Raw genomic sequence first — 24,301 nt, 5'->3', positions numbered from 1 at the left:
AGTTATCTCTTTAAGCTAGCTGCTAAATATTCTCTATTCATTCTAGCAATATTTTCTAAAGAAATTCCTTTAGGACATTCAACTTCACAAGCTCCGGTATTTGTACAGTTACCAAAACCTTCTTCATCCATTTGTCTTACCATATTTAAAACACGTTCTGTTGCCTCCACTCTACCTTGAGGTAACAAAGCAAACTGAGATACTTTAGCAGAAACAAACAGCATAGCACTAGAATTTTTACAAGAAGCTACACAAGCACCACAACCAATACATGTTGCTGCATCCATAGATAAATCAGCATCATGTTTAGGAATAGGAATTGCATTAGCATCTTGAGTATTACCAGAGGTATTTACAGAGATATACCCACCAGCTTGCTGAATTCGTTCAAAAGCAGAACGGTCAACAACTAAATCTTTAATTACAGGAAAAGCTTTTGCTCTCCAAGGCTCAATAGTAATGGTTTCACCATCTTTAAACATACGCATATGAAGCTGACAAGTAGTAATTCCTCTATCAGGACCATGAGCTTCTCCATTTATATGTAATGAGCACATCCCACAAATACCTTCACGGCAATCATGGTCAAAAGCAATCGGTTCTTCATTTTTGGAAACGAGTTGTTCGTTAAGAACATCCATCATTTCTAAAAAAGACATATGTTCAGAAATATCAGTTACTTTATATTCGACCATCTGACCCTTACTTTTTGAGTCTTTTTGTCTCCAGATTTTTAACGTTAAATTCATAATGTATCTTATTTATACGATCTCGTCTTCAATTCAATATCTTTAAACTCTAATTGCTCTTTATGCAATTTAGCTTCACTTGGTTTACCAGTATATTCCCAAGCAGCAACGTACGCAAAGTTTTCATCATCACGTAAAGCCTCTCCATCTTCAGTAACATATTCTTCTCGGAAATGTCCTCCACAAGATTCTTTTCTTTCTAAAGCATCTTTGGCAAATAATTCACCCAATTCCAAGAAATCAGCAACTCTACCAGCTTTTTCTAATTCTTGATTAAATTCTTCATTTTTTCCGGTAACTTTAACGTTTTTCCAGAAATCTTCTCTAATTTCCTGAATTTCTTTAATGGCCTCTTTTAAGTTTTTCTCATTACGAGCCATACCAACTTTGTTCCACATTACTACTCCTAGTTTTTTATGGAAATAATCAACAGAATGAGTTCCATTATTATTAAGGAAGAAGTTTATTCTCTCTTTAACATCTTTTTCTGCTTCTTCAAATTCAGGTAAGTCAGTTGGTATTTTACCTGTACGAATATCGTCAGCAAGATAATCTCCAATTGTATAAGGCAATACAAAATATCCGTCAGCCAATCCTTGCATTAGAGCTGAGGCTCCAAGTCTATTAGCACCATGGTCAGAGAAATTAGCCTCTCCAATACAGTACAATCCAGGTACTGTGGTCATTAAATTGTAATCAACCCAAATACCACCCATTGTATAGTGAGTAGCAGGATATATCATCATTGGAGTTTTATATGGATTTTCTGCAACAATTTTTTCATACATTTGGAAAAGATTACCATATTTAGCTCGAATTATACCCTCACCTAATTCAGTAATTTTCTCTTTGGAAGGATTGTGAATACCATGAATTTTTGCCTCCATTTTACCATAACGTTCAATAGCAGACGAAAAATCTAAGTATACAGCTTCTCCAGTAGCATTAACGCCATAACCAGCATCACAACGCTCCTTGGCAGCTCTAGATGCCACATCTCGAGGTACTAAGTTACCATAAGCAGGATAACGTCTTTCTAAATAATAATCTCTATTTTCTTCAGGAATTTCTGTTGGCTTTAATTTTCCTTGTTGAATTGCCTTAGCATCTTCAATATTTTTAGGAACCCAAATTCTACCATCATTACGCAAAGATTCAGACATCAATGTCAATTTTGACTGATAGTCACCAGAACGTGGAATACAAGTTGGGTGAATTTGCGTCATACATGGATTTGCAAAAAATGCTCCTTTTTTATGAATTTTCCAAGCAGCGGTAGCATTAGATCCCATGGCATTGGTTGATAAATAATAAACATTACCATAACCACCAGAAGCAATAACTACTGCATGTGCTGAGTGACGTTCAATTTCTCCTGTAATTAAATTACGTGTAATAATACCACGAGCTTTACCGTCAATTTTCACTAAATCAAGCATTTCATGACGGTTGTACATTTCTATTTTACCACGAGCAATTTGTCGGTTCATTGCAGAATAACAACCTAATAACAATTGTTGTCCTGTTTGACCTTTCGCATAAAAGGTTCTAGAAACCAATACTCCACCAAATGAACGATTGTCTAATAATCCTCCATATTCACGAGCAAAAGGAACCCCTTGTGCAACACATTGGTCAATAATATTTCCTGACACCTCCGCTAATCGATAAACATTCGCTTCACGAGAACGATAATCTCCACCTTTTATAGTATCATAAAACAAACGATAATCAGAATCTCCATCTCCTTGATAATTTTTAGAAGCATTTATTCCTCCTTGAGCAGCAATTGAGTGTGCTCTACGTGGTGAATCTTGATAGCAAAATGCCTTTACATTGTAACCCAATTCGGCTAATGTAGCGGCAGCAGAACCACCGGCTAAACCAGTACCTACTACAATGACATCAATATTTCTTTTATTAGCTGGATTTACCAGATTAATATGATCTTTATAAGTTGTCCATTTATCTTTTATTGGACCTTTTGGTACTTTTGAATTTAAAGTCGTCATTTTATAGTTTAAGATTAATGGTTAAAGTAATGAAATAAAGCAATAAAAATAAATCCTGCAGGAATAAGAATAGAATACCATTTTCCTAACGCTTTTACAAAACTTGTATATTTATTATTAAACCCAATAGATTGAAAAGCCGATTGAAATCCATGTAACAAGTGTAATCCTAATAAAACAAAAGCAATTACATAAAGTACAACACGCCAAAGTGGCATAAACTTTTCTTGTAACTCATGGTAATATCGTGTTGGGTTTTCTGGTAAGGCTTCAATGTATTTGTAATTCATTTCTGGAGCCCAAAAATCAATAAAGTGTATTAATAAAAAGGCTAAAATGGCAAGTCCGCTATAAATCATATTTCTACTCATCCACGAAGAGTTAGCAGAGCCTTTATAATTAACATACTTTACATCTCTGGCACTTTTGTTTCTAATCTCTAATACAAACCCCATTACAAAATGGAAAATTACGCCAACAAGCAAAACAGGTTGTAAAGCAAACTGTACCATTGGGTTTGTACCCATAAAATGAGACAACTGATTAAACAAATCCTCACTAAAAACTGAGGTAATGTTTACTGCTAAATGAATAATAAGAAAGAAAATCAGAAAGAGTGCAGATAATGCCATTGCAAACTTTCGAGCTATTGAAGAAGATAAAAATCCACTCATATTAATTAGTTTTTTTGAATGTTTAGCAAAGATAATATTTACATTCTTTTAATTACAACTAGTCCATGAATATTTTTCTTATTTAGAATGATTATAAAAACATTATATTTAACACTTTTAACAAAGTAATATAAAATTATGTATCTAAAAAACATTCATTTTATAGCCCCACAAGAAGTGATACTTAACACAAATACAAGCTTTCTTATAAATATAAATCATTTTAGCTAAATAAAATCAATGAATATCTATATTCTTTCCGTTGGTAAAAACATCTATTCTACAAATAGATTAGTTCAAGAAGCCAAAAACTTAGGGCATTCCATTCATGTTATTAATCACACTCAATGTTCAGTAAAATTAGGAAAAGGCAAACCACAACTAATTTTTGAAGGTAAAAACATCATTGACATTCCTGATGTAATTATCCCTAGAATAGGTACTTCAGTAAGTAAACATGGAGCCGCCATTGTTAAAGAATTTGAAATGAATGGTGTATATAGTACTGCCAGTTCTTTGGGAATTTTAAGAGCTCAGAACAAAATTCGCACCTTACAAATAATGAATCAGAAAAACATTCCTATTCCTCAAACTGTTTTTTCTATTAATCCTAAAAACATTGACGAACAAATTGAATTGTTAGGTGGGCCACCCGTTATTATAAAATTACAAGAAGGTACGCAAGGCACTGGTGTTATTTTAGCTGAATCTCGAAAATCAGCTAAGTCTATCATGGATACTTTTTACAATATGAATACTAGTTTTTTAGTGCAAGAATTTATTGAAGAATCTAACAGTGAAGATGTTCGGATAATAGTTGCTGGTGATCAAATTATCGCCTCTATGAAAAGAAAAGGAGAAATAGACGAATTTAGGTCAAACCTACATCGAGGTGGCACTGGAGAAATAGCTTACCTAACAAACCAAGAAAAGAAGATGGCCTTAGAAGCCTCAAAACATTTAAATTTACCAATTGCAGGAGTTGATATTATTAGATCTAAAAAAGGCCCTCTACTATTAGAAGTAAATGCTTCTCCAGGATTACAAGGCATTGAGGCTTACACTCAAATTAATGTAGCATATTATATTATAAAACATATAGAAAAAAATGTTCGAAAAAGAATTTAAAAACGAACCTGTAAACCTAAAAGGTATTGAAGTGGGGTTGGGAGAGCAAAAACTTATAAAATTTGAAATTGACAGATTGGCTACAGGAACCAAAATTGAAATTCCAACCTATGTTTTTAATGGCAAAGAAGCTGGACCAACCGTGTTAGTTCAAGCCGGTTTACATGGAGACGAACTAAATGGTATTGAAATAGTTCGTAGCATGCTGAGCAAAAACTATTTTAATGTTAAAAAAGGTTGTGTAATTGTAGTTCCGTTATTGAATGTTTTTGGATTCTTACACTTTTCTAGAGATGTACACGACAAAGATGTAAACCGTAGTTTTCCAGGATCGAAAACAGGTTCTTTGGCCAGTAGAATTGCTTACTTTCACATCAGAGAAATTGCAAAAAATATTGATTTTGGAATAGACATACATACAGGAGGAAAACAACGGAGTAACTACCCACAAATAAGATACACACCAGAATCTAAAGAAGGAAAAACTTTAGCAGAAATTTTTAATGCACCCTATCTACTCGCTTCAAAGTTAATTTCTAAATCATTTAGAAAAGCAGCTCACAACTACAACATTCCTATAATTGTGTATGAAGGTGGCGAATCTCTAAGGTTTAACAAATTTGCTATTAAAAAAGGTAAAGAAGGTATTTTAAATATTTTGGAGCATTTTGACATGATTCCGAAAAGAAAATTAAAAAAAATACATCCATCTATTGAAATAACAAGCAGAAAGTGGATTAGAGCTAAAATTGCAGGAATGTTAAACTTAAGAGTAAAAAATGGAGATAAAGTCACCAAAGGACAACTTTTAGCATACATTACAGATACATACGGAACATCAACCATAAGTGTAAAAGCTCCCTATAATGGCTATATTATTGCAGTAAATCACTTTCCAGTAATCAATAGAGGAGACGCACTTTTTCATATTGGTAAATAACAAAGAATATCAGAGTATGAAGAACAGTTGTTAACCATTTTTTATTTTTTAATAATTAAAACATTTTTTTATCGTATTTTGTACCAAAGTTCGTAAACCATATATGTCAACGGAAACAAAATATAGCCTAGAACCAAATAATTGGGTAAAAAACTATGCAGATTTTTTATTTAATTATACCGTTACACGTGTTAACAACCACGAGCAAGCTAAAGATTTAGTACAAGAAACTTTTTTTTCAGCATTAAAAGCTGCTGAAAATTACAGAGGACAAGCTTCAGAACGCACATGGCTTATTTCCATATTAAAACGAAAAATAATTGATCACTATAGAAAAATTAATTCTAAAAAAGGAAAAGCAGAGCTAAAAGTCAATTTTTATGAAGAAGGAGATAAAAAAGGAAGTTGGTTAGAAGAACGTGTACCCCAATTATGGGATAATAAAGTTGAAAATGACATTGAAAATACCGAGTTAAAAGATGTATTAAATAAATGTATAGATAATTTACCTGACAAATACAGAACCGTATTCATACTAAAAAATGTTGAACATTTTCAAACCGAAGAAATTTGTAATGAGATGGGTATTACATCGTCTAATTTATGGGTAATTATACATAGAGCGAGACATCAATTAAGAAAATGTCTAGAAGATAATTGGTTTGCAAAATAGCATTTTATTATGAGTAAAAAATTTATTATTAACTGCGATGAGGCTACTACAATTTGTAATAAAAGCCAATACAAAGAAGCTTCTTTTTGGGAGATAATCAAATTAAGGTATCATATTTTTAGCTGTAAACTCTGTAGAACATACTCTAAACAAAATGCAACAGTAACCAAAATTTGTAGCAAACATTTACACAAAACAAATAAAAAATACAAACTTTGTAAGGAAGAAAAAGAACTATTACAAACTGAAGTAATAAAAAAAATAAAAGACAAACATTAGCACTTTTCTTTTCCGTACATTTTTAATTTTTCAAAACACGCAGCCTCAGCACTAACAAATTGATAAATTTATTCTTCAATAATACTTCTTATTTTTTTCTTTAAATCTTTTTTACTTAAATCACTGAATTCAGGGGGTATTAAAAAATATCTAAACAATATATTTGTGATGATAATGAAGTTAATTTAATACGGTTGTAAACTTATATCTATTTTTCAGAGTATCACTTTTAAAATAAAACATGAACAAATTTACCATCAATTTAAAAAGATTAGGCAAAAAGAAAATCTATAAAACTGAAGTAGATATTGAACAACAGCCTAAGAATTTAAAAATGCTATTAACTGCATGTGTAAAACAACAGGTTAATACGTTTAACAAGAAACGAGAAAGCATTATACTCTTAAATTTCTTAAGTCCATCAGCCATACAAGAACAATCAGAAACTGGAAAGATAGGTTTTGGAGACATCGATAATAAAAACTTAGCCGACATCGATAAAAGTATAGAAAATGTATTAATTGGCTTTGAAAATGGTTTGTTTTTAGTGTTTATAAACAATAATGAAATTACTTCTTTAAATCAAGAAATTAATCTTAAACCAAAGGATGAAATCTCTATAATACGCATGACATTTTTAACAGGAACATATTGGTAATATTATGATTAAACAAGAACAAGCTAGTAATTATTTCGAAAGCAAAAAAACAAGTGGTATATCAGAATCTAGTTTAAATAATTTTAGCAAAGCATATCGGGAACTCGCTAAAATAATTGTTCCACCTTCTAAAAAAAATGTAACTACAAAAATTACATCTCATTTATCCACATTTAAAAAATATTTTGGTGAAGATGCCAGCGTAAACCCATGGAAAAGTAAAGAAGGAGCAACCTTAGCCACCTTACTTTTCGGAAAACAAGATAAATATATTGCAGATGTTTGGGATATCATAGAAACTACTCCATATCAAACAAGCTGGAATCGCAGATCTTTTAGAGCTAAACCTAAAAATACGTATTTAAAGAATAAAATAGCTTACCTACAACAGTTATACAAATCAATAAAGCTAGGTCAATCTAATTTGGATATTTTAGAACTAGCTCAATATGATGTTTATACTAATTTTTACAGTCAACATGCCTATATTTTTGCTGTTGCATTAAACAGAAACGAATCTGGTTTATTTGAATTAATTAAAGATATAATTCAAGGTGAAGATGAAATAGGTGGGGTTTCTCGCAATCTAATAAAGGGTCTATTATTAAGTAATGCTAATGAAAATTGGAAGTTAGTTGAAGATTTATTACTTGCTGCACAGCGTCAAGAAGGGTTACGCCAAACCATATTAGAAGCATTAGATGAAACTTCTATAGGTGCTTTAAATTATTTTATAAACGTTATTTTAGAAAACAACCTTGTTCGTTTTAGTAGTGTAATCAGAGCTATTGACACTTGGTTTGGTTTTGGTTGGGAAGCCCCAAAAAGCACTACTATTAAAAAGATTTTAACCTTATGTCAATCGTATTTTAAAGATTCTAATTTAACTGAAAAAGCCTTAAAAAGTAAAGACAATTTAGAAGTGTATACCGCTTTATGGTTTATTGGCTTAACAGATGTTGATAAAGCCAACTTATTGGCCATAGATTTAATGAAAACAGGCACCAAAGAGAAAAAAATATTAGCCTGCATGTTCATTGTTCAAACAGAACGCACTTTTAGTGATGTGGTAAATGTAATTAACGATAATTTTGGCAATAACCTAGATTTAGATTATTGGTTGCTAAAAACAGTGCCTTTTAAATTTGAATTAAAACAAGAAGTGTTCGATAAATGTATAGAAATTGCAAAAGCTTTACCTAAAACAGGCAAACAATTTACTGGATCTGTTTTTGAATGGAATTCTTATACGGTTACTGCTGATAGTTTTTACCAATTTTTAATTCGGTATGGAAGTGATGATCAAGTTCAATCTTTGGCTTCTGATATTAGCCAAATTCCTTCTGAAAAACGATTAGATTTAATTAGAAAAATTTTCCCTAATCATTATACATGGTCTTATAATTATGATAAAAAAGAATTGCCTAGTATTGATTTTAAAAGTGAGCCTTGGAAAAAACCATTAATACATCAATGTATAATGGATAGAAATGAATCTGTAATGGCAACCGGAATGCGTCTTTTCGATTCTATGGAATTAACTAGCGATGATTTTGATATTTTAGAAGACTTATTAACTCGAAAAGCAAAAATTTTAAGAAAATTTGTAATTGATATTATCTTAAAACAAGAAGATAAAAAGACACAACAAATTACATCTAACTTAGTCTCTTCAAATAAAATAGAGCAACGATTAGCAGGCTTAGAAATACTAACCATATTGCATGATAGAGAGCAATTGTCAACTTTTGTTGAAGAGCAAGTAGCAAGCTATAAACAACGACCAAAACTTTCGAAAAACGAAAGTGTATTTTTAAATAAATTTTCAAGAAATGCTCAAGAATTTACATTTGCCAACGGGTTTAATATCGTTAATTATAATAATTTAAGACCTTTACTTAAACCGCAATTAAAGTTTAAAAATAAGAAAACAAACTTCTTATCTAAACTGATAAAACCAAATACCTCAACTTTTTTATTTAATGATATTATTAATGAAAAAAAGACAATTAATGCAATAAATAATTTAATTGCCCTTTTTATAAAAAACAAAAATTACGAATATCAAATCAGAAGAGCAGATGATAGTGTAGAAACAGTAATACTTGAAAACGGTGTAAACTTAACAAACTACGAACGCTATAATCGTGAAGATGCTACCGCACAAGAAAAATTAGATGCGTTGCCACTAGCTGAAGTTTGGAAAAAATGGTACAACGATTCAAAATTAAATAATTTTGAAATGATGGCTGCAATTCATTATAGCGATAAATTTGCAAATCCCTATTCTTCAACTTCCAGATTAATACCTTTTTTAAAACAATACATACCAGAACTCAGAACAATAAATTTGGATAAAAGTGCTCATTGGAACAGTATTAACCGAAAAATAAACACAATACTAAGCTATTTACAAGAGGCTAATGCTGATTACACTATACTAACACAGTTTAAAATAGATGTACTTGAAGATATGATTGCTCGCTTTCCTGAAAATTTAAAAAATGAGCCTCTAACAAAAAATAGATGGAGTAACAATGGCAATTATTGGTGCGATAACTTAATCTATTTAGGAATGGGTACTGTTGAAAAGGACATTGAAAATGGCAAACTAAGTACCAATCAACTATTGCACTACTGGGATTTAAAAATGTATTTGACCGCATGTAAACTGTCAATTCCAAACCCACCAGAATCTATATCTAAGGTAGCAACTATAAACCCTAAAAAGAAGTCGTTACCAATACCTTCTGGCTTACACACCGTTTTATTGTATAAAAATAATGCTATTGGAGACAATGATTTTCGCTATCAATGTCTATTAAACACCAATTTATTTGAAGCCGTTGATGGTAAAATTAATTACCGTACCAAAAGAATGGGAATTGATCAAATTCCAAAAGACATTATAACAAGTTTAAAAGAAAACTTACTAAAAACAGAATTAGAACGTGGTGATTTAGAAACAGAAGCTACACCTTATATGAATTGCTTTAACACCATTAAAGGAAGTCATTATTTAATTGATTTATTAAGTCGTTTAGGAAAAGATAATTTTAGTCGCGGATATTATTATGATGAATCTAGAAAAAATACTTTTAGCGGATTAATAAAAAAGAGTGTACCTGCACCTCATGAAACTGTTGAAGATTTTATTGAATTGGCCAAAACTTCTAAGATTACTAAAAAACGTTGGTTAGAATTGGCTTTGTATGCACCACAATGGGCTTCATGGATTGAACAATATTTAAAAATAGATAAATTAGAAGATGCTATTTGGTGGTTTCACGCTCATGGCTCTGATTATATGAATGCCGAAAAAGAAACTGTAATTTCTCGCTATTCAAGCATAGAAGGAGCTGATTTTGTTAAAGGTGCAATAGACATAGATTGGTTTAATGAAGTATATGTCGCAACTGGAAAATCAAATTGGAAACTATTACATGATGCAGCAAAATATATTACAGATGGTAATGGACACCGACAAGTAAAATTATATTCTGGAGTAATGTTAGGTGAAATAAAAATTCGAGAAACATTAGCCAAGATTAAAGAGAAACGAGACAAGGATTATGTAAAAGCACTAGGTTTAGTTCCATTAAGCAAGGCCAATGCAAAAAAAGACTTATTAGCAAGATATAATCTATTACAAGATTTTTTAAAAGAAAGTAAACAATTTGGCTCTCAACGACAAGAAAGTGAAAAAAGTGCAGTTAACATTGCTCTAGATAATTTATCTAGAAATGCAGGTTTTGAAGACAGTATCCGCTTTTCTTGGGCTATGGAAGCAGAGGCTACACAAGCCATTATGGAACAAGCAACAGTAACCATTGATAATGTTGTTATACAACTTATTATAAACAAAGACGGTAAAACTAATATTACAGTTACTAAAGATGGTAAATCACAAAAAACAATTCCTGCAAAGTATAAAAAGGAAAAAGCTGTAAAAGCATTGCAAAACAACAGATCTTATCTTAAAAAACAATACTCAAGAACTCGAATTTCACTAGAAAATGCTATGTTAAGAGAAGATGAGTTTAGTGCAGAAGAAATCTCAGGAATTTTGATTCATCCTATAGTAAATCCATTATTAAAAAAACTTGTACTGTTTAATAAAAAAACAAAAGAATTTGGATTTTGGAATAATGGAAATTTACAAACAGCGGAAGGTAAAATTATTAAAATTAAAAAAGAAGACTCATTTGTAATTGCACATCCATCTCATTTATATGAAAATGTAGTATGGGATTTATATCAAAAATATGCTTTTGACACTAAACTTACACAACCTTTTAAACAGATTTTTAGAGAACTTTATGTTATCACTAAAGATGAAATTGAATTAGGCATTAAGTCTGAACGATACCAAGGACATCAAATTCAACCTAAAAAAACCATTGCATTATTACGCTCTAGAGGTTGGACAGTGAGTAATGAAGAAGGCTTACAAAAAGTATATCATAAAAAGGGATATATTGCTACTATGTATGCAATGGCTGATTGGTTTTCACCATCAGATATTGAAGCTCCAACATTAGAACAAGTTTGTTTTTATTCACGAAAAGACTATAAACCAATACCTTTAAAAGATATTGATGCTGTTACGTTTAGTGAAGTAATGCGAGATATTGATTTGGTAGTAAGTGTTGCTCATGTGGGTGGTGTTGACCCTGAAGCTAGCCACTCTACCATGCAAATGCGGGGAGCACTAGCAAGAGAAACTGCCCGCTTATTTAAAGCAACAAATGTAGAAGTTAAAGAAAGACATATTTTAATCAATGGTAAATTAGCAGATTATACCATACATTTAGGAAGCGGATTAATAAGTAAAAACGGATTAAGACTTTCTATTATTCCTGTTCACAGCCAACATAGAGGACGTTTATTTTTACCTTTTGTAGATGACGATCCAAAATCAGCAGAAATTATTTCGAAAATGAAACTACTTTCTGAAGATGATAAAATTAAAGATCCAACTATTTTGGCTCAACTGAATTCGTATTAAAAATAAAACCTATTTATTGCTATTTTCACTAATTAAACTACTAAGGCTATTTGGTGTTTGAAAATTGATTTTTTACTTTTACGCTATGGATTTTTTACCTCAAAAAATTGAAGAATATATTATTGCTCATTCAGAAAAAGAACCTGAATTACTGCGTCAGTTAAATAGAGAAACTTGGCAAAAAGTTTTAAATCCAAGAATGCTAAGTGGCCATTTTCAAGGGCGTTTATTAGCTATGTTATCACAATTAATACAACCAAAATCTATTTTAGAAATTGGAACATATACTGGTTATTCTGCCTTGTGTTTAGCAGAAGGAATGGCTAAAAATGGAACATTACATACCATTGATCGAAATGAGGAATTGGCTACACTTCAAGAAAAATATTTTAGCAAATCTCCATATAAAAATCAAATAAAACAGTACATAGGTAATGCCTTAGATATTATTCCGAAAATAAACGATAAATTTGATTTAGTTTTTATTGATGCTGACAAAAGTAACTATGCAAATTATTTTAAATTAGTAATTGATAAAATGAATTTTGGTGGTGTTATTTTATCAGATAATGTTTTATGGAGTGGAAAAGTAGTAGAAAAATTGAACCCAAAAGACAAAGACACTAAAGCATTGATTGCATACAATAAATTACTTGCAGAAGACTCTAGAGTTGAGACTGTTTTATTGCCAATAAGAGATGGGTTAACAATAAGTCGTGTTAAAAATAAAAGTTAATGCTACCTACCACATTAAATAAGCGTTACTAATTGGTTTAAGTATTTGTTTTCTGAAGCTTTTTTAAAAAAAACAGACTAATTTCATAAAAAATCAAACCAATTACAATACCTAATAACATCCCTATAAAAATATCCATAGGAAAATGTACCCCAATATAAATTCTACTATAAGCAAATAAAATAGGCCAGATAAGCAATAAAAATGTATATTTATAATGTTTCTTTAGTATTAAAATCATAAAAGTTGTTACAGCAAATGAGGTTGTGGAGTGACCAGAAACAAAACTAAAACTTTTGGGTCTTTTTAAAATTCTAATTAATTCATTAATTGTAGGATCGTTATTTGGCCGTAACCTAGCAACAGTATCTTTTATAAAATTAACAAATTGATCAGAAAACGTAACCAAAGCAGCCGTAACTAATATTAAAACAATACCTTTTTTCCAACCATAGGCTTTAAACACCAGATAAAATAGTAACAAGAAAAAAGGTGTCCAATTAAATTGATTGGTAAGAATTTTCCAAAACCCATCCCAAGATTCAGATCCTAACGTATTTAAAAAGACAAATAATCTCTTGTCGTATTCTATTATTTGATCTAAAACATCCAATTTACATATTACGTTTTATGGGTCCTGTAATATCATCAACACTACTTTTTACATCTTCTTTTAAAGATTTAATATCGTTCTTAAAGTCTTTTGCTAAATCAGTGTCTATTCCTTGCTTTTCTGCTGTCTCTGTAATTTCTTTTTTTATTTCATTTGTGGCGTCTTTTAACTGTCGCATTCCTTTACCTAATCCCCTAGCAATTTCAGGAATTTTATCGGCACCAAACAACATAAGTACTATTATTAGCACAACAAATATTTCGCCTCCACTTATAAATAAAAAATACATAATTAGAATTAAGTAAGATACAAAGATAATAGAATTTAGAAGAATTGGTTATTTATTTTCAACGCTATATAATTCAAATTTTTGATTCTATTTCTTTTCTTAAAAAAGAATCTAATTAGAAACTAAAGCATTAAAATTATTTTTTTATCAACATCCGTTTAATTTCATTCAACTTCATTAAAGCTTCAATCGGAGTTAATGCATCAATATTAGTTGCTAAAATTTCTTCTTTTATATCTTCTAACAAAGGATCGTCAAGTTGAAAAAAGCTTAGCTGAACATCCTCTTCTGTAGCTTTTTTTAATTTGTCTTTTATTTCGTCTGAAGAATGACTTGCTTCTAATTTTTTTAACATTTTATTTGCCCGATGAATTACCGAAGTTGGCATTCCGGCAAGCTTTGCTACATGAATTCCAAAACTATGTTCACTACCACCAGGTATTAATTTTCTAAGAAAAATAACATTGTCTTTCAATTCTTTTATGGAAACATTGAAGTTTTTAACACGTTCAAAGGTTTCGGTCATATCATTCAATTCATGATAATGTGTTGCAAATAATGTTTTCGCTTTTGCAGGATGTTCATGCAAATACTCAGCTATTGCCCATGCAATTGAAATTCCGTCATAGGTACTTGTACCTCGACCAATTTCATCTAATAGCACCAAACTTCTTTCAGAAATATTATTGAGAATATTAGCTGTTTCATTCATTTCTACCATAAAAGTAGACTCTCCCATAGAAATATTATCGCTAGCCCCTACTCTTGTAAAAATTTTATCAACAACACCAATTCTAGCTTGTTGAGCTGGCACATAACTTCCCATTTGAGCCAATAATACAATTAATGCGGTTTGACGTAAAATAGCAGATTTACCACTCATGTTAGGCCCTGTAATCATAATAATTTGTTGCTGATGTCTATTCAAAACTACGTCATTTGCAATATATTGCTCACCAATGGGCAATTGTTTTTCTATTACAGGATGGCGGCCATTTTTTATTTCTAAATCTGTAGTGTCATCTATTTTCGGACGTACATAGTTATGTTCTTTTGCGGTAAGAGCGAAAGAACATAAGCAGTCTAATTTTGCTATTTGTTGGGCATTTTCCTGAACTTGTTGAATATGCACAGTCATAAACTGTAATAAATCAGCAAAAATTTGTTGTTCTAAAACAGCAATTTTTTCTTCTGCACCTAAAATTTTAGTTTCATATTCTTTAAGTTCTTCGGTAATATAACGCTCTGCATTAACTAATGTTTGTTTTCTTATCCACTCCTCCGGAACCTTGTCTTTATGTGTATTTCTTACCTCAATATAATATCCAAAAACGTTATTAAATGCAATTTTTAAACTAGGTATTTTGGTGCGTTCTGTTTCTCTTTCCAACATATTATCCAGATAATCTTTGGCATTAACAGAAATTGACCTCAAATCATCTAATTCTTGTGATACCTCACTTGCTATAGCATTTCCTTTATTGATATTTACGGGAGCATCATTATTTAACGTTTTTGATATTTTTTCAATTAAATCAGTACAATTATGTAATTGTTTCCCTAAATGTTGTAGAGCCTTATTATTACTTTTTTCAGTATTTACTTTAATGGGTAAAATGGCTTTTAAAGAATCTTTTAGTAAAACTACTTCACGTGGATTTATTTTTCCTGTAGCTACTTTAGAAATTAACCGTTCAATATCACTTATTTGTTTAATTTGATAAGTAATTCCATTATAAAAAGCATCATTATCTATTAAATACTTTACTATTTCGTGTCGTTGTTTTATATTTTCTATACTCTTTAATGGTAATGCCAACCAACGTTTTAATAGTCGGCCACCCATAGGCGAAATGGTTCTATCAATAACATCTAATAAAGTAACCGCCTCAGGTTGATTAGAATAGTACAGTTCTAAATTTCGAACTGTAAAACGATCCATCCATACATAATGATCTTCTTCTACACGATGAATGGTAGCAATATGTTCTAATTTTTTATGCTGCGTTTCTGACAAATAGTATAAAATTGCACCTGCAGCAACAATACCATATTGCAAATCGTCAATACCAAAACCTTTTAAAGATTTTATTTTAAAATGTTCAGTAAGTTGTTCATTAGCATAATCATCTTGAAAAATCCAATCATCTAAATAGAACGTATAATAACGTTCACCAAAAGCTTCTTTAAACTTATTTTTATATTGTTTTTGAACTAAAATCTCACTTGGACTAAAATTTTGAAGTAGTTTATCAATATACTCTTCATTGCCTTCTGCCACTAAAAATTCACCTGTAGAAATATCTAAAAAAGAAATTCCTAACTGTCTTTTGGTAAAGTGAATTGCTGCTAAAAAATTATTGGTTTTAGATTGCAATACCTCATCATTTAATGCCACTCCTGGAGTAACTAATTCTGTAACACCACGTTTTACAATGGTTTTTGTCATTTTTGGATCTTCCAACTGATCGCAAATAGCAACTCGCATTCCAGCTTTAACCAGTTTAGGCAAATAGGTATTTAAAGAATGATGTGGAAATCCGGCTAATGCTGTTTCATTTTCACTTCCTGCCCCTCGTTTGGTTAAAACAATTCCTAAAATACCTGCGGCTTTAACAGCATCTTCTCCAAAAGTCTCATAAAAATCGCCTACTCTAAACAACAGCATCGCATCAGGATATTTACCTTTGATGGTGTTGTACTGTTTCATTAAAGGAGTAACTTTCTTCTTTTTGCCCAATGTTCTAAAGATTAATTGATAAGACGCGAAGTTACATTTTTTTGAGGTGAGTTTAAAATCATGCTCAATCAATTATTCACAATCATCATATTTATTTTTTACTTTTGAAAATTAAATAGCAACGTGCTAAAACTTACATATTTTTTACTGAAGACTAAATAATAATGCGTAAACTAAAAAATAGCGAACTAGAAAGATTAAACACAGAAGAATTTAAATCAGCCTCAAAAACACCTTTAATAGTAATTTTAGATAATATTAGAAGTTTAAATAATATTGGTTCCGTTTTTAGAACTTCAGATGCATTTTTAATTGAAAAAATTTATCTCTGTGGTATTACCGCTCAACCTCCACATAGAGACATTCATAAAACGGCTTTAGGATCTACTGATTCTGTTGATTGGGAATATGCTGAAGACACGCTAACTCTTATCAAAAAATTAAAAAAAGAAAATATTGAAATTGCATCTATCGAACAAGCTGAAAACAGTATTGAACTTCAAAATTTTTATCCCACAAAAGATAAAAAATTAGCCGTTGTTTTTGGAAATGAGGTAAAAGGCGTACAACAAGCCGTAGTATCAACTTCTAATTATTGCATTGAAATTCCGCAATACGGCACAAAACATTCCTTAAATATTTCGGTAAGTTGTGGTGTAGTTTTATGGGATTTGTTTAATAAAATAGCGACAAAACATTAAATTTTAAACGTGAGAAATAAAAAAAATCTCACGTCTAAAACCTATTTTATTTTTAATTCCACTCAAAGTCTCCATTTTCAATAGTCCAATCATTACCGAAAAAGCCAGCTTGTTTAACAGCATTAATACCTTGACTTAATATTTGATTATCAAAAAGTACAACATCAGGGAAGGTAGTACCATTTACTAAATAATGATTTGCATAAGCAGCTTTCATTCCTTCATTTCCAGTTGCAGTTACCACACCAATGGTTGCTATATCACTATCTTTTCTAGGCACAGTAAAATACAACCCCCATTGATTGCCTGATAATTTTTTATCACCAAAACTTACTTGGTTATTTTTAACTTGAATAGGACTATCTTTTAACAATACTCTCCATGCGGCATTATTATCTTTATTTCCATAAATAATAACATTTCTATCAGCGTATTTTTTCAAAGAAAAGTCAGTATCTCTAATCATTTCAACATTTCCATTGGCTCTATAATAAAATGTTTCCGCATCAAAAAGAGCTTTATGGTAATACCAATTATTCTCAGCAGCAGATCCTTTAGTTGCATATACAAAAACTACATTGTTTCTGAATGCATCTTTAAAACCACCATTTCTATGAGGACCTTTTTCACTTAATGATGGAGCAGATGTTGTAATCCATTTCTCGTTATCTTTTTTAAAGAAAGTTTTACCTTTTGAAGACACTTTCAATACATTTCCATCAATAGTAACTTCACTGATATTTTCTGTTAACGGAGACAAATCAACTTCTAACAATGCAACATTATTTGTTGTTATGTGTACTCCATTTTCTCTAGAAAAGTTAAAAGAACTTACCTCAAAAGGTATTTGTTGTTGATGGATGGTTATAAAGTGAGATGTTGCCGAAACTCCTGGTGACCCAGTAAAAAACTCTAATTTTTTAACGGCAGAATCTTTTTTAATGGTACGTTGTTTAAAAAAGTCAAAAATTGGAGGCCAATCTACACTATGGTTTCCATACCAATGCGTACCATCAGGATACTCATAATAGGTAAAATCGTTATGAAATTTACCCAAACGCTCTCTCATTTGTCTTGCAATAGCTGTAGGCACTACATTATCTTTTTCACCATGCAAAACGTACACACCACTTTGTAAATAATTTCGTTCTAATTTTAATGTTCTACTAGGTGTACCGGCTCTTGTAATTATTTTTTGTAGAGGTGTATTAACAGATTTCAACTTCATACGTTCTACAACTTTAGTTGAAATTCCTCGTTCTTTTAGCTCTTCTGGAGACATTGTTAACAATTGATTTGAAAAACCATCACGATATGCTAATAAATCAGGATAACCAGCACAAGGTGCTATTGCAGCAAATTTATCTGGATAAGTAGCTCCTAAATACCAAGTGCCATGTCCTCCCATAGAATGTCCTGTTAAGTAAATTTTACTCTGATCAGGTTTATAAATAGTTGTTGCATCTTCCAATACTTCTAAAGCATCTAACCTTCCCCAATCTTCCCAAGCAAACCCGAACGGACGTCGATTTGTTGGTGCAACTAAATTACCCCAATCTTTTTGTTGATATGCATTCGCTTGATTTACTGCTTCTACAGAAGCTCCGTGTACAGACAAAAACAATGCTTGTGATTCTTCTTTACTTATTGATGGAGCTACACTATAATATTGTACACTACCATCAATTTTACTAATAAACGTTTTTTTATGATGCTTAAATTTAGATTTTACCTTTAAAGATATTTTTTGATGATCAACAGTTGTTCCTTTTTTATTCTTTAAATTTAATTGTAATTCAACATTCTCTTTTGTAGCCTCAATAGGGTCAGATGTAAAAGAAAAGGGCACTTTTTGAACTGACAAGGGTGGCATATTAGCAACAATTGTTTTAGTAGTATTGTCTGCCAATTTTGCTTCAATAGCGGCGTCTTTTATCCAATTTTCAGTAGCATTTACAAGTCTAATTGCTCCATAATATTCTTTACGTTCCTCTTGTTGAACATCAGGAAGCGTCATGTCTCTAGTAGTAAATTGCAATCCCGTTGAAGGTGTAATTAACCGAGCTCTAATTCTTGGAAAACGTCCTACTTTTAGAACGAATATATTTTCTCCTTTTTTAAGTTTTATAGGAATTAAGCTATAGCCAAAATCGTAATGATCGCCCTCATGAGGAAACCCATTAATTAATGCTACAGAATGCCCTGATGCTTCAAAAAGTACAACTTTTTCAGAAGTTGACTTATAAGACAAGTAGACATAAGCAGATCTTAAATCACGACCAGAAAAACTGCTAGCACTATCTACTTTTATAGATTTCCACTGCATAGGATTTCCTAAAAAATCAATATCAAAAGTTGATGCTTTGGTTGCCCTATAATTGTTATCAATTAAAAATCGATTAAAAACAGGGTCTTCTGGAAAAGAGGAAGATTCAAAACCAAAACGCTGCATTTTTAATGCCAATCCAGTTTTAAATATATGCAATACTTTACCTTCACTTACTTCGTTAATTTTCTCTTTACCGAAGTATTCAACAATATTACCTGTTTTTTGAGCGTAAACATAGCTCAAAGTAAACATTAGGGTTAAGGTTAATACTAATTTTAGAGGTCTAATTGTTTTCATTTATTGGGGTGTTAGTTTTTAATTCTCTAAAATATTAATAAATCTAATTTTGATATAACTTTTTAGACCAAGAGCTATTATTAACACCTCAAAGTAGTTTTTATAAAAAGAATTAATAAACTAATAAAAAGACTTGGCTTGTTTTTTGATGCAATTTACATGCTTTTCAAACCCAATTAGATGTATCGATTCTCTTTTTTATGTATTGCATTTCTTTTTATTCTTCAAGGATGCATAAAGCAACATTCAAAAAAAGAAACTCTTATCAGAAAAGAATATGGGCAAAAAATTGTAGATAATGATAGTACTTATGTAGCAATAAATATTGATAATTACCCTACTTATTCTAAACTTGACAACAGAATGCAAGAACTAGCTTGCAACGATAGTACACCCAAAATTTCATTTAAATCTGATACTATTTTAAAGACTGTTTATTTTTATCAATTTTGCTATACAAGCGGTATAATTTATTGTCCCAGACTAAAAAACATTATAGAAGTAACTAAAGATTCTGTTTTTAAGGTTACAGATAATTTTCCCATCATAGTTTGTACTATATCATGAATAAAGATTATAACAATTATGGAAAAGACCCTAGGTATAGCGATAGACCTGAAAGAATAGGGATAACAATTATGTATGAAACAAATGATAAAATAGACAATCTAATTGAACTACTTGATAAAATCACAAAATCATTTGATTCAATTAACGTTAAAACGCCTTTATATATATCCTTATTAGAAAAAATTGAAATCGCCCCACCTCCTCCAGTACGTTCATAAAACATCAAATAAGGTGAAATTATACCGCAATATTGAATCAAAAAATTGATAGTAAACCCATCAAAATTCATTAATTTTGCGGACTTATTCAACCAACGGTTTTAAACATGTACAGAACACATACTAACGGCGAATTAAACGCTTCAAACATTAATGAAGAAGTAACACTTTCTGGATGGGTACAAAAAGTACGAGATAAAGGATTTATGATTTGGGTAGATTTACGTGATCGATACGGAATTACCCAACTTATTTTTGATGAAGAACGTACACCTAAAGCAATTTTAGATAACGCTCAAAAATTAGGACGAGAATTTGTTATCCAAGTAAAAGGAAAAGTTATAGAACGAACTTCTAAAAATCCTAATATCCCAACAGGAGAAATTGAAGTTTTGGTTTCTGAATTAACAGTGCTTAATGAAGCATTATTACCTCCGTTTACCATTGAAGACGAAACCGATGGTGGTGAAGAATTGCGAATGAAATATCGCTATTTAGATATTAGAAGAAATCCTGTAAAAGAGAAATTAATCTTTCGTTCTAAAGTAACTCAAGCTGTTAGAAATTATTTATCTAAAGAAAATTTTATTGAAGTTGAAACGCCTTATTTAATAAAATCGACACCAGAAGGTGCTCGTGATTTTGTTGTTCCTTCAAGAATGAATGAAGGTCAATTTTATGCGTTACCTCAGAGTCCACAAACTTTTAAACAATTGTTAATGGTTGGTGGTTTAGATAAATATTTTCAAATTGTAAAATGTTTTAGAGATGAAGATTTACGAGCTGATAGACAACCTGAGTTTACTCAGATTGACTGTGAAATGGCTTTTGTTGAGCAAGAAGATATTTTAGATGCTTTTGAAGGATTAACACGTCATTTATTAAAAAAAATTAATAGTGTTGAAATAGAGAAATTTCCAAGAATGACCTTTGAAGAAGCCATGAAAAAATATGGTAATGACAAACCTGACATTCGTTTTGGAATGGAATTTGGCGAATTAAACGAAGTTGCTCAACATAAAAATTTCAATGTATTTAATAAAGCAGAACTGGTTGTAGGTATTGCTGTACCTGGAGGAAATTCTTTTACAAGAAAAGAAATTGATAAACTTACTGATTGGGTAAAACGTCCTCAAATTGGTGCCTTAGGAATGGTATATGTACGTTGTAATGATGATGGTACTTATAAATCTTCCGTTGATAAATTTTATGATCAAGAAGATTTAGCCAAATGGGCAGCAATTACTGGTGCAAAAGCTGGCGATTTAATTTGTGTTCTTTCTGGACAAACCAATAAAGTAAGAGCACAATTGAGTGCTTTACGTATGGAATTGGCTGAACGTTTAGGATTACGTAACCCGAAAGAATTTGCACCTTTATGGGTAGTTGATTTTCCACTATTAGAATGGGATGAAGAAACCAACCGTTACCATGCCATGCATCATCCATTTACATCACCAAAACCTGAAGACATTAAATTATTAGATACAGACCCAGGAAAAGTAAGAGCTAATGCTTATGATTTGGTTTTAAATGGTAATGAAATTGGTGGTGGATCAATTAGAATTTATGATAAAACCACACAATCTTTAATGTTTGATCATTTAGGGTTTACAAAAGAAGAAGCTAAAGCTCAATTCGGATTTTTAATGAATGCTTTTGAATATGGAGCTCCACCACATGGTGGTATTGCTTTTGGTTTAGATAGATTAGTAGCCATATTAAATGGGCAAGAAACCATACGTGATTACATAGCATTCCCTAAAAACAATTCAGGGAGAGATGTAATGATAGATGCTCCTGCACCAATAGATGAAAGTCAATTAAAAGAACTAAATTTGAAATTAAGGTAGTCGTTATAAATTAAAAATGCCAGACCAACTGAAAATAATATTGCGTAAATTTTTAATCTGGAGATACAAACACATTCCAGAAAAACAATTTATATATATATTAAGTGCTGTTATTGGTTTATTAGCGGGTTTAGTAGCCGTAACCATTAAAAACTTAGTACATTTAATTCAAAAACTTTTAGAAGGTCAGTTTATAAAAGAATTGCATCAGGCTTTTTATTTTATATTTCCATTAATAGGGTTATTTCTTGTTCTAATAATCAAGAAGAAGATAATTAAGAAGAAATTAGGTCATGGTATACCATCTACGTTGTTTGCAATTTCGAAACAAAAAGGATTTATGCCTAAACATCAAATGTGGGCTTCTTTAATTACAGCTCCATTAACTGTTGGTTTTGGTGGTTCTGTTGGTTTAGAGGGGCCTGCGGTTGCAACGTCATCTGCTATAGGATCTAATTTTACACGATTATTTCACATAAATCAAACAACACGTACCTTATTAATTGGAGCAGCCGCAGCTGGGTCAATGGCTTCTATTTTTAAGGCACCTATTGCTGCTATAGTTTTTACCGTCGAAATATTTAGCCTTGAATTGACAATGGCTTCTATGATTCCTTTGTTATTAGCTTCTATATCAGCGGTATTAACTTCATATTTCTTTTTTGGGGATGATGTATTATTACACTTTACATTACAAGAATCTTTTGGTTTTAAAGACATTATATTCTATGTATTTTTAGGTGTAATATCTGGTACCGTATCGGTCTATTTTAGCAAAGTATATTTCAAAATAAATGATTTTTCTAGATCTATTACCAACCTCTACAAACGACTTCTTATAGGTGGAATACTACTAGGCGTTATTGTTTATTTTGTACCTCCATTGTTTGGTGAAGGCTATGAAACTGTCAATAATGTTTTAAAAGGAAATATTGAACCTGTATTGGTTAATAATATATTTAATTCTCCAACTGATAATATTTGGATTGTTATTTTGCTTTTATTAGGCTTAATTGTTTTTAAAATAGTGGCCACTTCTTTCACTTTTGGAGCTGGTGGTGTTGGTGGTATTTTTGGTCCAACCCTATTTACAGGAAGTGTTACAGGATATGTGGTTGCACTTATAATTAATCATAGCAATTTATTTGTACACCAATTGTCATTAACAAATTTTGCAATGGTTGGTATGGCAGGATTAATGGCTGGTATTTTACATGCTCCGCTAACAGCCATTTTCTTAATTGCAGAGATTACTGGCGGATACGAGTTGTTTATACCATTAATGATAGTTTCATCAATTTCTTATATCATCACTAAAAAATATGTTCCTCTTAATATTTACCATAAACAACTGGCTGAACGAGGACAGTTATTGACACATAATAAAGACAAAAATGTATTAATGATGTTAGATTTAGATAAGGTTATAGAAACCAACTTTATTATTTTAACACCAGAAATGACATTAGGAGAAGTTGTAAAAAACGCTGTGGTAAAATCTCCAAGAAATCATTTTCCTGTAGTAAATGAAAATCATGAATTCTTAGGAATATTAACCTTAAATGACATTAGAGGTATCATGTTTGATAAAAAATTATATGATACTGTAAAAGTAGAAAGCTTAATGCGTAGTGCTCAAGATATTATTTATTACGAAAAACATTCAGCTGAAGATATATTAAATAAATTTAAAGCTACCGGTGCGTGGAATTTAGTGGTTGTTAAAAATGGTAAATATTTTGGTTTTATCTCAAAATCAAGATTGCTAACTGCGTACAGACAAACACTTATAAATGTTACTGGAAACGAATAAACTCCCTAAAAGAATATCATC

Annotated in this window: 18 protein-coding genes; 10 read left to right on the top strand and 8 right to left on the bottom strand. The window is 31.0% G+C overall.

All coding sequences use genetic code 11. The annotated features are described in order from the left end of the window. Positions 1–2: 2 nt before the first annotated feature. Genes EGM88_RS10115 through EGM88_RS10105 form a run of 3 tightly spaced genes read right to left on the bottom strand, consistent with a single transcriptional unit; the run spans position 3 to position 3,435 of the window. Entirely contained in the window at positions 3–749 is a 747-nt protein-coding gene (locus EGM88_RS10115; protein WP_123898122.1) for a succinate dehydrogenase/fumarate reductase iron-sulfur subunit, read from the bottom strand. Positions 750–757: 8 nt separating this feature from the next. Continuing rightward, complete coding sequence (locus EGM88_RS10110) at positions 758–2,761, bottom strand: fumarate reductase/succinate dehydrogenase flavoprotein subunit (RefSeq protein WP_123898120.1); 2,004 nt, start codon at positions 2,759–2,761, stop codon at positions 758–760. 14 nt (positions 2,762–2,775) lie between these two features. Then, on the bottom strand, positions 2,776–3,435 hold the full coding sequence (locus EGM88_RS10105) for a succinate dehydrogenase cytochrome b subunit (RefSeq protein WP_123898118.1): 660 nt from the start codon (positions 3,433–3,435) through the stop codon (positions 2,776–2,778). A 240-nt stretch (positions 3,436–3,675) separates the two neighbouring features. Between EGM88_RS10105 and EGM88_RS10100 the strand changes: the two genes are divergently transcribed. The 6 genes from EGM88_RS10100 to EGM88_RS10070 all read left to right on the top strand — a co-directional run bounded on the left by EGM88_RS10100 (position 3,676) and on the right by EGM88_RS10070 (position 12,857). Beyond that, positions 3,676–4,563: a RimK family alpha-L-glutamate ligase gene (locus EGM88_RS10100; RefSeq protein ID WP_123898116.1), complete on the top strand. Its 888-nt coding sequence runs from the start codon at positions 3,676–3,678 to the stop codon at positions 4,561–4,563. Further along, positions 4,544–5,503: a succinylglutamate desuccinylase/aspartoacylase family protein gene (locus EGM88_RS10095; RefSeq protein ID WP_123898114.1), complete on the top strand. Its 960-nt coding sequence runs from the start codon at positions 4,544–4,546 to the stop codon at positions 5,501–5,503. The genes EGM88_RS10100 and EGM88_RS10095 overlap by 20 nt, the downstream gene beginning before the upstream one ends. A 103-nt stretch (positions 5,504–5,606) precedes the next feature. Beyond that, positions 5,607–6,176, top strand: a complete 570-nt coding sequence (locus EGM88_RS10090; RefSeq protein WP_123898112.1) for a sigma-70 family RNA polymerase sigma factor — start codon at positions 5,607–5,609, stop codon at positions 6,174–6,176. 520 nt (positions 6,177–6,696) lie between these two features. Further along, a complete protein-coding gene (locus EGM88_RS10080; protein ID WP_123898107.1) occupies positions 6,697–7,113 on the top strand; it encodes a hypothetical protein in 417 nt (138 codons plus the stop codon). Positions 7,114–7,117: 4 nt separating this feature from the next. Beyond that, entirely contained in the window at positions 7,118–12,121 is a 5,004-nt protein-coding gene (locus EGM88_RS10075) for a DUF4132 domain-containing protein (RefSeq protein WP_123898105.1), read from the top strand. An 85-nt stretch (positions 12,122–12,206) separates the two neighbouring features. Continuing rightward, a complete protein-coding gene (locus EGM88_RS10070) occupies positions 12,207–12,857 on the top strand; it encodes an O-methyltransferase (RefSeq protein WP_123898103.1) in 651 nt (216 codons plus the stop codon). Between the two features lie 37 nt (positions 12,858–12,894). Here EGM88_RS10070 and EGM88_RS10065 read toward each other — a convergent pair whose 3' ends face one another. The 3 genes from EGM88_RS10065 to mutS all read right to left on the bottom strand — a co-directional run bounded on the left by EGM88_RS10065 (position 12,895) and on the right by mutS (position 16,469). Beyond that, entirely contained in the window at positions 12,895–13,470 is a 576-nt protein-coding gene (locus EGM88_RS10065; protein ID WP_123898101.1) for a phosphatase PAP2 family protein, read from the bottom strand. Position 13,471: 1 nt separating this feature from the next. Further along, on the bottom strand, positions 13,472–13,759 hold the full coding sequence (locus tag EGM88_RS10060; protein WP_123898099.1) for a Sec-independent protein translocase subunit TatA/TatB: 288 nt from the start codon (positions 13,757–13,759) through the stop codon (positions 13,472–13,474). A 136-nt stretch (positions 13,760–13,895) separates the two neighbouring features. After that, positions 13,896–16,469 (bottom strand): DNA mismatch repair protein MutS, encoded by a 2,574-nt coding sequence (mutS, locus tag EGM88_RS10055; protein WP_123898221.1) that lies wholly within the window; start codon positions 16,467–16,469, stop codon positions 13,896–13,898. 194 nt (positions 16,470–16,663) lie between these two features. Here mutS and EGM88_RS10050 point away from each other — a divergent pair, with 194 nt between their 5' ends. Further along, entirely contained in the window at positions 16,664–17,200 is a 537-nt protein-coding gene (locus tag EGM88_RS10050; RefSeq protein WP_123898097.1) for an RNA methyltransferase, read from the top strand. 52 nt (positions 17,201–17,252) lie between these two features. Here the strand turns inward: EGM88_RS10050 and EGM88_RS10045 are convergent, their stop codons facing one another. After that, positions 17,253–19,826, bottom strand: a complete 2,574-nt coding sequence (locus tag EGM88_RS10045) for a carboxylesterase family protein (RefSeq protein WP_123898096.1) — start codon at positions 19,824–19,826, stop codon at positions 17,253–17,255. Positions 19,827–20,006: 180 nt separating this feature from the next. On the opposite strand from EGM88_RS10045, the gene EGM88_RS10040 reads away from it, so the two are divergent. Then, positions 20,007–20,393 carry a hypothetical protein gene (locus EGM88_RS10040; protein ID WP_123898094.1) on the top strand — a complete coding sequence of 129 codons (387 nt, stop codon included), beginning with the start codon at positions 20,007–20,009 and terminating at the stop codon, positions 20,391–20,393. Between the two features lie 16 nt (positions 20,394–20,409). Here the strand turns inward: EGM88_RS10040 and EGM88_RS10035 are convergent, their stop codons facing one another. Continuing rightward, positions 20,410–20,706, bottom strand: a complete 297-nt coding sequence (locus EGM88_RS10035) for a hypothetical protein (RefSeq protein ID WP_123898092.1) — start codon at positions 20,704–20,706, stop codon at positions 20,410–20,412. A gap of 15 nt (positions 20,707–20,721) precedes the next feature. Between EGM88_RS10035 and aspS the strand changes: the two genes are divergently transcribed. Further along, positions 20,722–22,467, top strand: a complete 1,746-nt coding sequence (gene aspS / locus EGM88_RS10030) for an aspartate--tRNA ligase (RefSeq protein ID WP_123898090.1) — start codon at positions 20,722–20,724, stop codon at positions 22,465–22,467. A gap of 16 nt (positions 22,468–22,483) precedes the next feature. Continuing rightward, entirely contained in the window at positions 22,484–24,280 is a 1,797-nt protein-coding gene (locus EGM88_RS10025) for a chloride channel protein (RefSeq protein WP_123898088.1), read from the top strand. Positions 24,281–24,301: the final 21 nt, after the last annotated feature.

The organism is Aureibaculum marinum (genome assembly GCF_003813905.1).
Classification (GTDB): Bacteria; Bacteroidota; Bacteroidia; order Flavobacteriales; family Flavobacteriaceae; genus Aureibaculum; species Aureibaculum marinum.
Note: the sequence above shows the minus strand (reverse complement) of the source record. Positions and strands in the feature narration are given on the sequence as shown.

Excerpts from the sequence above, each read along its gene's own strand:
- EGM88_RS10105 (WP_123898118.1), bottom strand. The coding sequence starts at position 3,435 with ATGAGTGGATTTTTATCTTCTTCAATAGCTCGAAAGTTTGCAATGGCA.
- EGM88_RS10095 (WP_123898114.1), top strand. The coding sequence starts at position 4,544 with ATGTTCGAAAAAGAATTTAAAAACGAACCTGTAAACCTAAAAGGTATT.
- EGM88_RS10110 (WP_123898120.1), bottom strand. The coding sequence starts at position 2,761 with ATGACGACTTTAAATTCAAAAGTACCAAAAGGTCCAATAAAAGATAAA.
- EGM88_RS10060 (WP_123898099.1), bottom strand. The coding sequence starts at position 13,759 with ATGTATTTTTTATTTATAAGTGGAGGCGAAATATTTGTTGTGCTAATA.
- EGM88_RS10070 (WP_123898103.1), top strand. The coding sequence starts at position 12,207 with ATGGATTTTTTACCTCAAAAAATTGAAGAATATATTATTGCTCATTCA.
- EGM88_RS10045 (WP_123898096.1), bottom strand. The coding sequence starts at position 19,826 with ATGAAAACAATTAGACCTCTAAAATTAGTATTAACCTTAACCCTAATG.
- EGM88_RS10040 (WP_123898094.1), top strand. The coding sequence starts at position 20,007 with ATGTATCGATTCTCTTTTTTATGTATTGCATTTCTTTTTATTCTTCAA.
- EGM88_RS10025 (WP_123898088.1), top strand. The coding sequence starts at position 22,484 with ATGCCAGACCAACTGAAAATAATATTGCGTAAATTTTTAATCTGGAGA.
- EGM88_RS10115 (WP_123898122.1), bottom strand. The coding sequence starts at position 749 with ATGAATTTAACGTTAAAAATCTGGAGACAAAAAGACTCAAAAAGTAAG.
- EGM88_RS10090 (WP_123898112.1), top strand. The coding sequence starts at position 5,607 with ATGTCAACGGAAACAAAATATAGCCTAGAACCAAATAATTGGGTAAAA.
- mutS (WP_123898221.1), bottom strand. The coding sequence starts at position 16,469 with ATGAAACAGTACAACACCATCAAAGGTAAATATCCTGATGCGATGCTG.
- EGM88_RS10080 (WP_123898107.1), top strand. The coding sequence starts at position 6,697 with ATGAACAAATTTACCATCAATTTAAAAAGATTAGGCAAAAAGAAAATC.
- aspS (WP_123898090.1), top strand. The coding sequence starts at position 20,722 with ATGTACAGAACACATACTAACGGCGAATTAAACGCTTCAAACATTAAT.
- EGM88_RS10050 (WP_123898097.1), top strand. The coding sequence starts at position 16,664 with ATGCGTAAACTAAAAAATAGCGAACTAGAAAGATTAAACACAGAAGAA.
- EGM88_RS10100 (WP_123898116.1), top strand. The coding sequence starts at position 3,676 with ATGAATATCTATATTCTTTCCGTTGGTAAAAACATCTATTCTACAAAT.
- EGM88_RS10075 (WP_123898105.1), top strand. The coding sequence starts at position 7,118 with ATGATTAAACAAGAACAAGCTAGTAATTATTTCGAAAGCAAAAAAACA.